We start from the raw sequence: 15,981 nt of genomic DNA, 5'->3' as shown, positions 1-15,981 counted from the left end.
TATAAGCTCCACCTATGCTCGACTCCCAATAAATCAAAAATAATAAAGGATCACCCGTGGAATTTACGCTCGACAAATTTAACGGCATCATCATTGACCCAGCAACAGCCCCTCACGACGCTGCCTCATTCAATGCCGAACTAAGCGAGATCACCCAATTTTCAAAGCAGAATAACAAAGGCATTATTTGGATTAGCTTGCCTATTTCATTGTCGCACCTTATTCCGGTGGCGACTGAACTTGGCTTTGTGTTTCACAACTGCTTAGAAGACGAGATTACGCTGATTCATAAATCCGAGATGGTAGAATTTGTACCTTTCATCCCTACCCACACCTTGGGTGCTGGCGCGTTGATCACCAACGAACAAAACCAAGTGCTGATGATTAAAGAGCACGGTATGACTGGCTACAAGTTACCTGGCGGCCATATTGAGTTGGGTGAAGGTATTGAGGAATCGGTTGTTCGAGAAACCTTGGAAGAAACCGGTATCGAGGCAACGTTCGTTTCTGTGGTTGGCATGGCGACAAGGCACCCGTATCAATTCGGTAAATCGAACCTCTACTTTATTTGTCACCTTATCGCTCAAACTCAAGAGATCGCGATTCAAGACACTGATGAAATTGCAGAAGCTAAATGGATTGATGTTGAAGAGTATATTAACAACCCCGACAGCTACCCATTTAACCGCCAATTAGTCGGTTCTCTGATAGGAAAGCAAGGCTTGGAACTCACTCAGCTAGAAGGCAACTATGGCCCTGTCCACAAGCCAGAGATCTTCTTTTCACAAAGCTAGAACGATTCAGACATAAAAACGCCCAACTCACATGAATTGGGCGTTTTGGTTTTACTTTTTGTTTTTATTAAAGCCGACTGCGTTGTTAGTTATTCTTTGTACCCATGATTCATTCTCATTCTTTTAGAACGAACCTGTATTAGAAGAAGCCCAACGGATTAGTATCGTAGCTGATCAATAGGTTCTTAGTATTTTGGTAGTGGTCGAGCATCATCTTGTGTGTCTCACGGCCGATGCCTGATTTCTTATAACCACCAAACGCGGCATGTGCTGGATAAGCATGGTAACAGTTCACCCAAATACGCCCCGCTTCAATGTTGCGCCCCATGCGATACGCTAGGTTTGCATCACGCGTCCATACGCCTGCACCCAAGCCATACTCGGTGTCATTGGCGATCTCTAGCGCTTCTGCTTCATCTTTAAACGTCGTTACCGCGATAACAGGGCCAAAGATCTCTTCTTGGAATACACGCATCTTGTTGTGTCCTTCCAGCATGGTTGGCTGAATGTAATAACCGTTGCCGAGATCATCCGGTTGCTGCGCGATTTCACCACCTGTTAGCACTTTCGCGCCTTCTTGACGACCGATTTCTAGGTAGCTCAAGATCTTATCGAACTGCTCTTTAGAAGCTTGTGCGCCAACCTGAGTATCGGTATCTAGCGGGTTACCTTGTTTAATAGTTTGAGCACGCTCGACTACTTTCGCGATGAACTTGTCGTATACCGATTCATGAATCAACACACGTGATGGACAAGTACACACTTCACCTTGGTTGAAGAACGCAAGCAGCATGCCTTCGACACACTTATCTAGGTATTCATCTTCATGGTTAAAGATATCTGGGAAATAGATATTTGGAGACTTACCGCCAAGCTCAACCGTTGATGGAATCAAGCTTTCAGCCGCACATTTCAGAATATGATGCCCAACTTCAGTTGAACCAGTAAACGCCAACTTAGCCAAACGATCGCTAGTTGCTAATGCTTGGCCTGCTTCGCTACCAAAACCATTAACGATGTTGACCACGCCTGCAGGTAGAAGATCAGCGATCTTCTCCATCATCACCAAAATCGATGTCGGTGTTTGTTCGGCGGGTTTCATCACCACACAACAGCCCGCAGCAAGTGCTGGTGCCAATTTCCAAGCCGCCATTAAAATCGGGAAGTTCCAAGGAATGATCTGCCCCACCACACCAATCGGTTCTGGGAAATGGTAACTCGCAGTGTTTGAATCGAGCTCAGCTGCGCTGCCTTCTTGTGCTCGGATACAACCCGCGAAATAACGGAAGTGATCAACAACCAAAGGGATATCCGCCGCTAGAGTTTCTCGTACAGGCTTGCCGTTTTCCCATGTTTCAGCAACAGCGATTTCTTCAAGGTTCGCTTCAATGCGGTCAGCAATTTTAAGCAGAATGTTCGAACGTTCAGTCACACTGGTCGAAGCCCAACTTGCACGAGCAGCGTGCGCCGCATCAAGTGCCAAGCTAATATCCGCCTCGGTTGAACGTGCCACTTGGCAATACACCTGACCATTCACTGGGGAAATGTTATCAAAATACTCGCCGCTAACAGGCTTCACCCACTCGCCACCGATAAAATTATCGTATTGCGCTTTAAAGTTAACCACTGCGTTATCACTACCCGGCTGTGCGTAAATCATAGTTAGATCCTTCTTTAATTTTTAGTCGTTGTTCATTCGTTGTTGAGCTTATGTTGTCGAGCTAGCATGGCGGCTTCCCTTGAGAACAGATCTCGTGAGAAGAAAGCTCGTAAGAAGAGAGCCACCATGTTTATACTTTCTGTTTAAAACACTGATACTTCGTGTTTTCTTCACAACAGTAACAACGCAAATCACACGCCAGAACTTCAAAACTTGTTGTTAATAAATTGTAAAACTATGATTACCAAACGTTTACAACCCAAAGTGAGTTGGCATTGAACGGACGTATGGAAACCACTCCAATGTTCAACTGTTCCAATTTGGTACACCCTCACTGTTACGACATGGAACAGTCATGCACCTTCAACAAGCAAACACCTCAGATTGGCTTTCGTCCTCTTGGCACCGCAGCACAGAAGCGGGTCTAAAACAGAGACGACTTCCCGAAGACATTCGCCTACCACAATCGATTCTTAAGCAGCGACGTCATCAATCGTCTGACTTGATTCAGATCGTCGAACGCAATGCGCTACCTCTGTTTAATCAGATGTTTGCACGCACTGACAGCCGCTTGATTTTGACCGATATTGAGGGAGTGATTCTGGCGAGTTGGGGACAGGAGCGGTTTAAAGAGAAACTAACTTCGATTGCACTCAGCTCTGGGGCGTGTTGGCAGGAACAACTTAAAGGCACCAACGCGATTGGCACCGCGATTGTTGAAGCCAAGCCAGTATCGATCATTGGCGAACAGCACTTCATCCACCAGCATCGTTTTATCAGTTGCTCAGCGAGCCCGGTGTTTGATCACCAAGGTCAAATGGTGGGCGTATTGGACATCACCAGTGAGCAACAACAACACGATACTTCGGTACAGCTACTGGTTCAAAATATGGTTCAGCTTGTTGAAAATCAGCTACTGAGTCATATCCCACAAGGCACCACTCGTATTGACCTCGCGTGTGAAAAATCGTTGTTACACAGTGGTTGGCAAGGGATAGTGATAGCGAACGAAGCTGGCGAGGTAGTGGCGCACAATCAAGTTGCCTCTCAGCTGCTGGATCAAACCTCAATCGTCGGCGAGTGCATCGACACTTTCTTCAACCGAGCTTCAATAGACACGCCCTTTGTATTTGAAAAACAGCATCTCAAACAACCAACCACCAAACGCACGCGCTCCATTTCAGCATCGTGTGATCTGCACCATGGCGAACAAAAGATAGAACACGCTTGGCAGCAAGCTAATAAGGTTATCGATAAAGGGATCAGCCTATTAATCCTAGGAGAAACAGGGGTCGGAAAAGGCGAATTTGTTAAAGCATTACACAAACAGAGCCAGCGTAAATCGTCGCCCTTAGTGGCGGTAAATTGTGGTGCTCTACCGAAAGATCTTATCGAATCAGAACTGTTTGGTTACGCGCCGGGCGCTTTTACTGGCGCAAGCCACAAAGGTTTCCAAGGTAAGATCCGCCAAGCAGACAAGGGGATTCTGTTTCTCGATGAAATTGCCGACATGCCATTGGAGGCTCAATGTCGATTGCTGCATGTTCTGCAAGACAAATCCGTGGTCCCTGTGGGCTCAAATCAGAGCTACCAAGTCGATTGTCAGATCATCGCCGCGACTCATAAAAACTTAGAGCAGCTAGTCGCAACCGGAGAATTTCGACAAGATCTTTATTATCGCCTGAACGGCTTAGCCTTCACTTTACCAAGCCTGCAACACCGACAAGATAAGCACGTCTTAATCGAGCACATTCATAATAAGTACGCGAAAGACGAACAGACAATCTGCCCGCACTTAATGAGCTTACTGTGCGCCTATTCTTGGCCGGGCAACATACGTGAATTAGACAATTTACTTAAGGTCGCCGCCCTACTCGCCAGTGATGAACCACAGCTCACCTTAGAGCACGTGCCTATCCACCTTGCTCAACACCTCACGTCATTAGCGCAAGATAATCAGCATCAACTGACGACTCCTAATACCATCAAAGGCACAACGAACAACGATTTAAGAAGTACCGTTGAAGAAACCTTACTGCAAACGTATCAAGCGAACCAAGGCAACATCAGTAAGACTTCGCGAATACTCGGCATCAGCCGCAATACCATTTATAGAAAGCTAAAGAGCTTGGGGATTCTTCAATAAAACATGAACAATGATTTGGATGCTCTGATTGAGCACCTAAAGTAGAAACACACACTTTGTAAGTGGACATACTGTGCTTCGGACTAAATTAAAGTGTGAGTAAAGTCACGTAATAAGTAATCCATATTCAGGACACCCTCAAACTACAACCTCTTGATTTACCGACAAATAAATATCATTAATAAATTTAAAAGATCAATGAATACAAATAGCTAATGAAATACTAACGGCCATTTACTTACCTTATAGAACCCGCCTACAAGATATAAATCTGAGCACTATGCAATCCTATTTATAATTTTGATCACCCTATTCTTTTTGTGTTCATTATTTTGAATTTTCCATTCACTTATCTTGTTTAAAATCTCTGGGAAATTACCAATATTTGGCTATAGGGATCATATGTTTAACAGTATACGTACGCGAATTGCGGTGAGTGCAGGTGGAGCAATGGCTTTCACTCTGTTGATCGCAATGGGCATGACCACCAGCGCCTTTACCGATGTGAACAAACAAGTCACTGAAAAAGTAAAGACGCAGCTGACAGACGCCACAACGACAGATTTACAAAACACAGCCATTCAACAAGGTTTGAACATTGCCAACCAACTTGATCCTGTACTAGCAAACCTTAAGCAAGCACGATCCATTATTGAGTTAAGTTCAGAAACCAACGCAAGCGCAGACCTTATCGTTAAACAGTTTACTGCTGCCTTGGAAGCACAAAACAAAGCTGTATTTGCGGGCTACATGGTTTGGGAGAACAAGACTTGGCCACAACAAACCGATCTGAATAACGAGATCAGCTTGGACACCGAATTAGGCTTTAACAGTCAGGGCTACCTTGCGCCTTTCTTCTCTCCAAATGATCAGAACAGCTTTGACGCCGTCGCAATGGAGAGTTTCAGCAATACCGAACTCAACAGCAACGGTGAGCGCAAAGACGACTGGCACTTAATGCCATACCAAACCGGTAAGACATTTGTGATGGAACCCTATTTCTATCCAGTTCGCGGCAAGCAAGAGCTCATCACTACCATCAGCCAACCAATCAAACAAGACGGGAAAATCATTGGCTCAATTGGTTTTGACTTGTCTTTGTTTGAGCTTCAAAGCCAAAGCGAATTGCTTGCACGTAACTTGTTTGATGGCGAAGGAAAAATCCTTATTACATCATGGAAAGGCATAACTCTCGCCAACAGCCGAGCTGGAAACATGGTGGGTAAAAGAGTCTCTTCTGAATTGGAATCCGAATGGTCGACAATTCAATCTATCGCTAAGCGAGAAGGGGCTGGTCTTGTTAATTTCGGCGGCGATGAGTACGCAATTACCGCAATTGAGACCAGTGATGCTCCATGGGTAGTCATGGTGTCGGTTCCCAGTAGTCACCTTACAAAAAGCGTCGACAACTACACGCAATGGAGTGATGCACAGAATTCAAAAGCACTTGAAAAAGGTGTGTGGGCGGGGCTCATCGCAGCTATTCTAGGCATTGCCTCAATGGCATTCATTGCCAATTCTCTGGGCAAGGTTCTAAACAACTTAGTGGAGCGCTTTAAAGATGCAGCACAAGGCGAAGGCGACTTAACTTACCGCATTGAAGTGAAAGGAAAAGATGAAACCGCTCAGCTTGCACACTGGTTCAATACTTTCCTATCTCGTATGCAAGAGATGCTACTTACCGTTATGGTAACGGCCGACCAAGTAGATAAAAACGCAACAGAAGGCCAAGCTCGTGCTGAAGTTTCACGTGACCAGTTGAACTCTCAGGTTAACGAGGTGAACTCACTTGCAACCGCGATCAATGAAATGAGTGCGACTGCGCAAGAAGTGGCAAGCTCAGCCGTTCAAGCAGCCGCAGCCGCAAGCCAAGTACAAAGCAACAGTCTCAATGGCATGACACGCATGGACAATGCCGCCAGCGCGGTAGACAGCTTGGCTGTGCAGGTTAACGATGCGCAGCAACAAACGCAAAATTTGGTCGATTCGAGCACCGCTATTCAGGGTATCTTGAGCGAGATTGGTGGCATTGCAGAACAAACCAACTTACTTGCGCTTAATGCCGCTATTGAGGCAGCACGTGCGGGTGAAGCAGGACGAGGCTTTGCTGTCGTGGCAGATGAAGTGCGTAACCTCGCAAATCGCACTCAAGGCTCGACAGAAGAGATTCGTTCGATGTTGGCTCGCTTAGAACAAGAGACTCAATCTATCGTGATATTGATGGAGCAAAGCCAGAAGCAAGCGAACGATACCAAAGGGGAAACCCAAGCAGCACATCTAGCCTTGTCGGAAATCAACCAAGCGATTGAAGTGATTAACGACATGAATAATCAGATTGCTTCGGCTGCTGAAGAGCAAAGCTCAGTATCAGAAGAGATTAACCGCAATGTAGTGATCATCAATGACACCGCCGTGGAAGTGATGGGCACCATGACATCATCAGTAGCAATCAGTAATGAGCTGACCGTAAAAGCTGGAGATTTACACGGAGAATTGAGTAAGTTTAAGCTCTCTTAACGCACGTTCAGTCTTCCATAAAAATAAGGCCGAGAAACGCAGTGTTTTCGGCCTATCTATTTTAGTTCCGCACTCAACGTTACCATCTCCGAGCAAAAATCTAATTGGAATCCAACTCGACAAGTTGATTGAGCACCTCTTTATCCAATACTGGGTGATGTTTGCTCGCTAAGATCAACACAATATCCACTGCTGGTAACGGCGGCATTTCATCGAGGATTCTCAAATCTGAAGTCACGCTCAGCTTACCCATCGCGCCGATGGCTAATCCCGCTTTAACGATTGCACGCTGCGCCGAAGCGGTATTACTGCACGCCAATAACTGATAAGGCGTGCCCTGCTTAGTTAAGCCATTCACTGCCGCTGCGTGGTACTTACAATCGGTCTGAAACAAGGCTAATGGGACGGGTTTAGAATCATCGAACACATAATCAGGGTTGCTTATCCATACTCCGATATCATGAGTGAGCCAGTAACCCTCTTCACTATCGGGCGCTCGGGTGACAATCGCCGCATCAAGCCTGCCGTCATCCAACCACTCTCTCAGCGTAATGCTGGGCAGGCTAAATATTTGGATTGAACAGGTGGGTTCCGCTTTCTGTAACAGGCGAATCACTTTTGGCAGAATAGTGTCGTTGTAGTCTTCAGGGCAGCCGAGTCGTAGAGGTTGTTTGTCTTCGTAACGCTTTACTTGCTTGAGGGCTGTATTGTGAAGGGCGACTAACTGTTCGGCATGAGAACGCAGCGCCAAACCTGCTTCAGTGAGTATTAAGTTACGCCCTTCTTTTTGGAAAAGAGTGACGTTGAGTTCTTCTTCCAACTTACGCATCTGAGCACTGAATGCCGATTGGGTGCGATTTATCTGTTTCGCTGCACGTGTGAAACTACTGGTTTCCACAAACGCGAGAAAACCTCGCAACGCATCAATGTCCATATTGAAATCACCACCCATCGTTTTTATTAATGTATTGCATCAAAATTATCCGTTAGTGCGCCGCAATACAATCCCCTAAGCTCAAATGCATGCCCCTAGGCTCAAAGCATACCCACTAAACGCAAGGAAGCAACGATGCAGCTTTATATTGGAAACCAGAACTACTCAACTTGGTCACTGCGTGCATGGCTGATATTCGATAACTACAACCTCAATGCAGAAGTCATCAAGCTCAAGCTATTCACCTCTGATTTTTACGACACTCTGGCGAAAGTGACGCCAACGGCTAAGGTTCCAACCTTAGTTGACGGCGACGTTGCGGTGTGGGATTCATTGGCCATTCTCGAATACGTTAACGACGCCCACTTGAACGGTGCAGCGTGGCCTAGTTCAATGAAAGAACGCGCCCATGCCCGAGCAATTTCCGCCGAGATGCACTCTGGATTTTTTGCCGTCAGAAATGAAATGCCGATGAACTGCCGCGCACAACGAAAGCTAAAACTCAGTGAAGACGCCTTGAAAGACATCGCTCGTATCGATGCCATTTGGTCGACGCAGATTGAACAATACCCTGAAGGATGGTTGTTTGGTGAATGGTCGATTGCCGATGCGATGTTTGCACCTGTGGCATTACGCGCAGAAACCTATGGCATCCAGCTTTCAGAAAAAGCAGCGCAGTATCAACAACGTGTGCTTAACAGCCCATCAATACAAAAATGGCTAGCAGAGGCAAGCTTAGAAACCGATGTGGTTGAAGAAGATGAGGCGAGCAAGCCGGTATAAGTAGATAGCGATGAGTCTCGATATAGCATCGAGACTCATTTTATATTAGGCGGTTAGAAAGCGATTTCTTTAAAGACTATTCTTTGGCAACAGGGGCGCTGTGATCATTCGGTTCAAACTCCAAAATATCACCAGGTTGGCACTCTAAAACCTCACACAGTTTGTCGAGTGTCGATAACCTCACGGCTTTTGCTTTAGCATTTTTTAATACTGACAAGTTGGCTTCTGTAATACCAACCTCTTTTGCCAATGTCTTCAATCGCATTTTTCGTTTTGCCATCATAATGTCTAAATTAATGCGGATAGTCATGACAAGTCCTTTAAATCGTTTGGCTGTGCTCATCAGCCAGAATATAACCTTCTTTCATCACCCATGAGATGATCAAAATAATTATACCCAATATCAGTGTTAAAAAGTCCATACCTACAAAACTAATCCCCAAGATACGTTCGCCTGGGGGATTATTGAACGATAGAATCACTGACATCAATGAACTATAGATAACTGAACCTAATACCCAATAGAACAAGCTATACCCAAGCTTCTGGTAGGACATTGCGTTTTCCAAAGAGAAGATTTCGCCTCGTTCATAATTACGGAATAAACGAATCAGAACCATTAGTGCGTACATAAGGATGCTGGACATCGCTAAACTGGTGAACGCAGCAACCGTTCTTGTTGTCATAGACAGCGGCAACATCGTGAGATGCCCGATGTCGTAATAATAAAGACCCGTTGCACTTATAAAGTCATAGGGAGTCTCAATGGTTAGCCAGAAGTAGCACACCATAATCGGAGTGAGTGCGAGAAAGGACTGCAGTAGTAATCGCACACGTCGGCTTTGTTTTTGGATGTTAGACATAGTTAGTATTCCTGTTGAGTTGACGACGGAATACTAAGATCAAAACAAATGATGATCAACAATAAATTATCGTTTATCGATAATTTATTGTTGAATTGCAATTTCCATAAGAACTTATAACCGAAATAATTTTTCATTGAAGCTGCAATAATTTGGTCGATTGTGATCACCGAATCACAATGTGCAGATGCGATTGTTTATATTCAACGAAACTCAAATCATTAAGATAAACATCATGTTACGAGCAACGATCGCATTACTCAGCGTGGCCAGCTTGGCCGTATCTGCCAATGTCACCCTTCCCACTGGAGAAGACTGGATCAATCATGCCTCTGAAGGGCTGGCACCTTATTGGCTAATGCCTAGCGCGCAAGGAGAACCAATAGGCAACTTCCCCACTTTCCGATGTGATGATGGAACACTCCTCGATGTTTCTAACGTTTGTCCTGAGTTAGACAAAGGATGGATCACGCCGCACTTTGGCAAAGAGTTCACGCGGATGAAATCGCGTCAAACCTATGCCTATGGCGTGCTCTACCATCTTACCGGAGACAAACAAGCTTTAGCGCTTGCTAAGCAAGGGGCGTACTACCTCATTGATCAGCTAGAAGATAAGCAAAATGGTGGCTTTATTGGCTACACAAAAGAGGGAAAAGCAGGCCAGGATTGGCAGCAGCGTACCTCTCAAGATCAAGCGTATGCATTAATTGGCCTTGCCATGTACTACTACCTGACCCAAGACAAAAAGGTAGAAGAAGCGCTCATCGCCCAACAAGCTTTTATCTTTGATAAATATCGACTTAGCGACAACAGCGGCTTAGCGTGGGTACTTGCTGACGGCGAAGATGGCAAAGCCACACGACGTGAATTGGTCGCACAACTTGATCAGATTAACGGTTACATGCTGTTAGTCGCCCCTTTGCTGAAAGAGCCGATCAAATCAAAATGGCTTGATGACCTGAATTGGCTCACGCAAGCCATGATTGACCAATACCATTCTGAAAATGAACAACGCTTCTACGGCGCAATTCATGATAAAGCTGCGATGATGGCGAATGCCAATCACAACGATTTTGGGCACACCATCAAAGCATATTGGATGACCTATCTAACCGGTCATGCATTAGATAATTCCGATTGGTCGGAGTTTGGCATCAAAGGGATGAAACACACCTTAGAGCAAGCTAAATACCAGAAAGACTTCGTGAGCGTGTCCCAATATTTGGGCGAGGAACTTCAGAATGCGTGGAAAGGACAAGAGATTACTGGGTGGCAAAGCAGGCCAAACACTAATTGGGCTTCGTCATGGGAATGGGCAGAGCTCGATCAGGCGGCCATGACGGTATCGCTTGTCGATGGTTCAATGAAAGACGTCCTGCAATACACCCTACCGACCTTTCATGATGTATGGGTCGACCACAAATACGGTGGCGTTGGGCTTGATCCTAAGCGTACTAAAGCTTTCCATTGGGGCAATGGCTATCACCAATTTGAACATGCGCTGATTGGCTATTTATATGCTCAGCAAGTTGACGCTAAACTGGCTGTATTGCACTACGCAAGACCGACCAACAGCAATATGCCAATGGAACCGTATTACTATCAAGGGGACGTGGTTAAGTTGGAGAAACTTGGAGATGGAACTCAGAAGGTCAGCTTCAATAACATTCGACCTTAATATCTGATATTCGCTCATCGATACTTTTAGCTGTGGTTTACGGTTAAGACGAAAAAGATGAGTGACTAGCTGTTCGCAAAGCCTGAGAAGAAAAGATGCTTTTCAGGCTTTTGAAATACAGTTGAACAACATTTATTGGTAGGATTTTAAATAACTTTATGAGCAAACTTTACGAGTAAGTAAATCCTATCGGGCCTCAAGCGAGGCAGAATAAGACATCAAAAAAATCACTTCTTCTTATTCTGCTCAACCAGCTTTTCATTCCACGCTACGTTGCCGTCTCGCTTACTGACATCATACTCAGAACAAAACTGCGATATGGTCATGTTGTTATCGCCCGTCGCTAACTTTAATGCCAACTGAACTTGTTGAAGCTTGCTTTGAAGGCGAAGGTTTTGGCCTGCCTTTGGGCTTTTTTCTTTGGCGAACTTTAAGGCGGCATGTTTACGCTCGGCAGCCCCCGCTCGGCGATCCGCTTCTGATAATAGATATTTTAGTTGCGCGACACTTTTCCCTTTTTTGAAAGCAGGCTCAAGCAGTTCGACACACTCATCAAATGATGGATTTATAACATACGGATCAATTTTATGCGCTTGTTGGCGCATCCACTCTAACGCGAGCTTTTCATCTGACATTTTACAATCTTTACCAATAAAACAGCCGTACATGGTATCGCTCAATAGCAAACCGCTGCAATAAAAAGTTGACCAAGTTTTGCCTTTTTAACGAGTACTTGTAGTCAGGTATCAATAACGACAAATCGGACAGCGGCTCCAGCCCCGCAACGAAGAGCCAAAGTTGACGCTGTTTATACCCCTTTCGGCCTTTTTAACGCATCACAAACAGCTCTTCGTGATAATTCAGCTCAACATTAAACTTGCACGCATCGAGTTCTTTTTTAAGCGATATTGAGAACCGCCCTGGCCCGCAGAAATACAGCTCATAATCGTTTAAATCACCACACTGGTGAGCAATGCGTTCAGCGTTTAATCGAGGTGAGTGCAAGGTATCTATCACGTTCAACTGCACTCCGACTTGATGTGCAAGGTGCCATAGCTCATCCACCAAATGCTCATCGACACCACGAGTGCAATAGAATAGCTCGATGCGAGAGTGAGTCTTCTCTGTTTTGAGCGCTTCAAGCGTTGCAAAAAACGACGCTATCCCGACACCACCCGCAATCCAAATTTGTGGCTTACTTAGGTCAAACTCAAGTCGCCCATAAGGCCCTTCCACCGTAACCGCATCGCCCGCACTTACTCGTTCATAAAGACCATTCGTAAAGTCACCCAATTCTTTAATCAAGAAGCGCAGTTCTGAGTCTTCGCTACCTGACACAATGGTAAACGGATGCGGGTCTTCGTTACCAAAACGCAAGTACGCAAACTGCCCTGCTTTATGGCCTCGCCAAGATGTACTTGGCTTTAACACTAACTCCATCACTTCAGCTTTTGGAAAATAGCGAGTGGACACAACAGAAGTAGAATGCCGATTACGACGCCCAACCAAACCCAACAAACTGTAAATCGCCGCAATAGACCCAACTAAAGCAAATGCTACAGTTAGGTAATAAATAGGTTCGCCCCAATAGGCATGTTTGAGCAGTAATACCGAGTGAAACGCGATCAACAGATACGCGACCGACATCAAGCGATGTGACAATTTAAACGGTTTGTATTTCACTGCCGCCCACAACGACGCTACCAGTAAGACGAGTAATAAGTAAAAGCCCCACTCTCCAATACTTTCAGCAAAACCGTGTAGTCCATTGACCCACGATTCCCAACCAGACAAAGTTCTTGCAGGGCCTGAACCGTCATGACGAACAGGTTTCGCCAACACACCTGACATCACTAGCCACTTAGGGATCTGGTACCACAACCAGTGCGTCACACCCAATGCAACGCCACCGATACCCAACCATTTGTGGACTCGATACGCTTTATCCATACCGTTGAGCCAATTCTCAACCATAGGCAAACGCATCGCCAAAATCATGGTGATGGACATTAACATCAGAGACAAAATACCCGAGAACTGAATCATGGCCGAACGCCATTCAAATACGTTGCTTGAAGCGAAGAGTTGCGGTTCCATCGCAAACCAAAAGGCTGACATTGTGGCAATCATTGCCCAGATGATATTGCGGACTGTTTTCATTTTTTAACACTCATAAAGACGACATCATTACTTTAGCGTGCGTGATGTAAAGCGACGTCAACATACGTAAATCTATGCAAAGGGACACGCTCAACTGATCGATAGCGGATGCTTGTGCGTAAATATGTTTTCTCTAATGAACCAGTTCGTCGATAACAATGGGAAGCAAAAAAGACATGAAGGACATGAACCTTTCAAGACAAGATATCCAAACGATGGATCAGCGAGAACGCGCTCGCTTAATTAACTCCTTATCGGGGTTCAAAAGCGCAAACCTGATTGGTACGTGTGATAAACAAGGGCTAGAAAATCTTGCTGTGGTGAGTTCTGTGGTTCATCTAGGGTCGAATCCACCTTTGTTTGGCTTCATAATTCGACCAGCAGAAAGTCGTCGCCACACATTAGAGAATATCCTAGAAACTCAGCACTTCACTATTAACAGCATTGGCGCTGACTTTGTTCAAAAAGCGCATCAAACCTCGGCTCGTTATCCAAAGTCGGCATCCGAATTCAAAGCCGTCGGGCTCACCCCTTATTATGACGACATGTTTCCCGCGCCGTTTGTATTAGAAAGTGCACTCAAAATAGGTTTGGTTTTGAAAGAACAGATATCAATAGAGAGTAATCAAACCCAGATGCTGATTGGAGAGGTTATTACGATTCAAGCACCTAAGCGTGCAGTGATGCCGGATGGCTACCTTGATTTAGAAGCGCTAGATTTAGTCACGGTTTCAGGGCTCGATAGCTACCATGTCACGCAAAGGCTTCACCGATTGAGTTACGCCAAGCCAGACAAGTCTCTGTTTCCACTGACTCGTGAAGGAAGCCCAACGTCATGGGAAGCACGTGAACTCAACTTAGGTTAATTTGTTCGGAAAGTTGCGGTCAAAAATGCTAACTTTCTCTCGTTGCTAAAATACAGTTCACACAAGTACTGCTCATTAAGCACGACTCAAATAGATGTGTCTCAAAAGAGATAAGTCAAAAACAATGCATCACTCAACCTAACGTCTGTTTCCAAGGAATCTTTTGAAGCTAACCCACTTTAAATACAAGACTCGCAAAGGCCCAGACTACCGACATGGCGATCAGGTGTCATTCATGGACATCAAGCAGACCTTCGGTATGGGCAGCATTCGTGTGGGTGCTTGGGTGACGAAAGAAGAGAAAGAACTCGCTGCGAATCTGATATTCGACTCGTTAGCAGACTTGGCTTACATCCTAGCTTTGCCACCAGAAGCAATTGGCTTGCGTGGCACATTAGGCTTAGCGTTCGGTAGTGGTGGCAGAAAGGGTGTACAAGCACACTACGCACCGAACCAGAGAGAGTTAGCCCTCGCAAAAAACGCAGGTGCTGGTGCGTTAGCGCATGAGTTCTGGCATGCATTTGACCACTACATTGCCGAAAAGGCGTTTGAGATTGGTGACACCTTCGGTCCTCGCAAGCAAATCTTGTTCGCCAGTGACTGTTGGCTACACGATAGAAAGGTGCGACCTCATCCATTAAACGAAAGTTTGATGTCGCTGTTCGATACCACATTGCTCAGCGACAATAATCTGGATAAACACGACTACGTGGCTCGAAGTGTTATTGCCGACAAGGCAACGTCTGCCCGTTATTTCTCATTACCTACAGAAATGATGGCGCGAGCCTTTGAAGCTACGATTGAGTCCTGCTCAGATATCGAGAATTCTTACTTAGTCGATGGCACGACCAAGCCGGATATGTTCCCTCTCTATCCAGACCTCAAGCATCGCAAAAAGATTTATGAAGCGCTTCAAGGTTATTTCGCGCCGTTGGGTCATTCTCTAAGTAAATCGCGTTAAGACAAAACATGGCGCCTTCCTTACAATCAGAGGTTTAGCCAGCGGCCCAGGTTTGGCATATAGAAGCGATAACCAAAATAAACTAATCCACTTTCAAAATCTGAGCGTTTGGTCGACATGCCAAACGGCTGTAGAGTGAAACCATCACCACTTACTTACCCGTAAGGCGGATAACCTCGCCGACTGAGTCTTTCGCCTGCCTGGTCAAACACACCATAGACATGACCAAGATGGTTAGGCATGTAGTAGGTATTTTGCTGGCGCATTAATAATGCCAGCGACACCGCCTTTTGACAAAAAGCAAGACCTGACCCCATCACCGTTTTTGTAATGGATCGCGATTAGGCCAGCGCTCTAAGTTTCGCATATATATGCGGTAACCGAGGTACGACCTTATTTGCTAGTTTTTCAGTCCGTTTTTGTTCAAAAACGGCATCACCTATCTGTTTGGAGGCAAAACCTTTTGTTCTATGGAAAAAGGTCTTACCTGACCGGCTTTGTTGCGTAATTAAATTTAGAGATAGAGCCACCCCGTTTCGCGTATTTCTTAGTCAATACGACAAGTTTCAGGCATACCTAACCCAATAAGCTTGTTCAACGCTTTTATCATCGCGTAAGT

13 protein-coding genes are annotated in these 15,981 nt (G+C 45.4%); 7 read left to right on the top strand and 6 right to left on the bottom strand.

Annotation, left to right across the window (positions count from 1 at the left end):
* Positions 1-56: 56 nt before the first annotated feature.
* The gene (locus tag AACW75_RS17015) at positions 57-794 is read left to right on the top strand and encodes an NUDIX domain-containing protein (RefSeq protein WP_145572269.1); all 738 of its coding nucleotides are present in this window, start codon (positions 57-59) and stop codon (positions 792-794) included.
* Between the two features lie 139 nt (positions 795-933).
* Here AACW75_RS17015 and exaC read toward each other — a convergent pair whose 3' ends face one another.
* On the bottom strand, positions 934-2,454 hold the full coding sequence (exaC, locus tag AACW75_RS17010) for an acetaldehyde dehydrogenase ExaC (protein ID WP_017099114.1): 1,521 nt from the start codon (positions 2,452-2,454) through the stop codon (positions 934-936).
* 355 nt (positions 2,455-2,809) lie between these two features.
* On the opposite strand from exaC, the gene AACW75_RS17005 reads away from it, so the two are divergent.
* Both AACW75_RS17005 and AACW75_RS17000 read left to right on the top strand, forming a co-directional pair.
* The gene (locus AACW75_RS17005) at positions 2,810-4,600 is read left to right on the top strand and encodes a sigma-54-dependent Fis family transcriptional regulator (RefSeq protein WP_145572268.1); all 1,791 of its coding nucleotides are present in this window, start codon (positions 2,810-2,812) and stop codon (positions 4,598-4,600) included.
* Positions 4,601-5,002: 402 nt separating this feature from the next.
* Positions 5,003-7,117, top strand: a complete 2,115-nt coding sequence (locus AACW75_RS17000) for a methyl-accepting chemotaxis protein (protein ID WP_102482695.1) — start codon at positions 5,003-5,005, stop codon at positions 7,115-7,117.
* A gap of 100 nt (positions 7,118-7,217) precedes the next feature.
* On the opposite strand, the gene AACW75_RS16995 is transcribed toward AACW75_RS17000, so the two are convergent.
* Positions 7,218-8,069 carry a LysR family transcriptional regulator gene (locus AACW75_RS16995; RefSeq protein ID WP_145572267.1) on the bottom strand — a complete coding sequence of 284 codons (852 nt, stop codon included), beginning with the start codon at positions 8,067-8,069 and terminating at the stop codon, positions 7,218-7,220.
* A gap of 117 nt (positions 8,070-8,186) precedes the next feature.
* Between AACW75_RS16995 and AACW75_RS16990 the strand changes: the two genes are divergently transcribed.
* Positions 8,187-8,834 carry a glutathione S-transferase family protein gene (locus AACW75_RS16990; RefSeq protein WP_237297871.1) on the top strand — a complete coding sequence of 216 codons (648 nt, stop codon included), beginning with the start codon at positions 8,187-8,189 and terminating at the stop codon, positions 8,832-8,834.
* A gap of 76 nt (positions 8,835-8,910) precedes the next feature.
* Here the strand turns inward: AACW75_RS16990 and AACW75_RS16985 are convergent, their stop codons facing one another.
* A complete protein-coding gene (locus tag AACW75_RS16985; protein WP_017076933.1) occupies positions 8,911-9,144 on the bottom strand; it encodes a helix-turn-helix domain-containing protein in 234 nt (77 codons plus the stop codon).
* Between the two features lie 10 nt (positions 9,145-9,154).
* Positions 9,155-9,697 (bottom strand): DUF2975 domain-containing protein, encoded by a 543-nt coding sequence (locus AACW75_RS16980; RefSeq protein WP_029222378.1) that lies wholly within the window; start codon positions 9,695-9,697, stop codon positions 9,155-9,157.
* Between the two features lie 235 nt (positions 9,698-9,932).
* Between AACW75_RS16980 and AACW75_RS16975 the strand changes: the two genes are divergently transcribed.
* Positions 9,933-11,375 (top strand): N-acylglucosamine 2-epimerase, encoded by a 1,443-nt coding sequence (locus tag AACW75_RS16975; RefSeq protein ID WP_145572265.1) that lies wholly within the window; start codon positions 9,933-9,935, stop codon positions 11,373-11,375.
* A 227-nt stretch (positions 11,376-11,602) separates the two neighbouring features.
* On the opposite strand, the gene AACW75_RS16970 is transcribed toward AACW75_RS16975, so the two are convergent.
* Together AACW75_RS16970 and AACW75_RS16965 are read right to left on the bottom strand one after the other, a co-directional pair.
* Positions 11,603-12,010, bottom strand: a complete 408-nt coding sequence (locus AACW75_RS16970) for a hypothetical protein (RefSeq protein WP_029223609.1) — start codon at positions 12,008-12,010, stop codon at positions 11,603-11,605.
* Between the two features lie 193 nt (positions 12,011-12,203).
* Entirely contained in the window at positions 12,204-13,535 is a 1,332-nt protein-coding gene (locus AACW75_RS16965) for a ferredoxin reductase family protein (protein WP_145572264.1), read from the bottom strand.
* Positions 13,536-13,711: 176 nt separating this feature from the next.
* Here AACW75_RS16965 and AACW75_RS16960 point away from each other — a divergent pair, with 176 nt between their 5' ends.
* Together AACW75_RS16960 and AACW75_RS16955 are read left to right on the top strand one after the other, a co-directional pair.
* Positions 13,712-14,401 carry a flavin reductase family protein gene (locus AACW75_RS16960; RefSeq protein WP_145572263.1) on the top strand — a complete coding sequence of 230 codons (690 nt, stop codon included), beginning with the start codon at positions 13,712-13,714 and terminating at the stop codon, positions 14,399-14,401.
* Positions 14,402-14,564: 163 nt separating this feature from the next.
* Positions 14,565-15,362 carry a CLCA_X family protein gene (locus tag AACW75_RS16955; protein ID WP_145572262.1) on the top strand — a complete coding sequence of 266 codons (798 nt, stop codon included), beginning with the start codon at positions 14,565-14,567 and terminating at the stop codon, positions 15,360-15,362.
* Positions 15,363-15,981 lie beyond the last annotated feature (619 nt).

The sequence above is a fragment of the Vibrio sp. L3-7 genome, assembly GCF_963898195.1.
GTDB lineage: Bacteria > Pseudomonadota > Gammaproteobacteria > Enterobacterales > Vibrionaceae > Vibrio > Vibrio echinoideorum.
The sequence above is the reverse complement of the archived record's forward strand: the minus strand, read 5'-3'. Positions and strand labels throughout refer to the sequence as shown.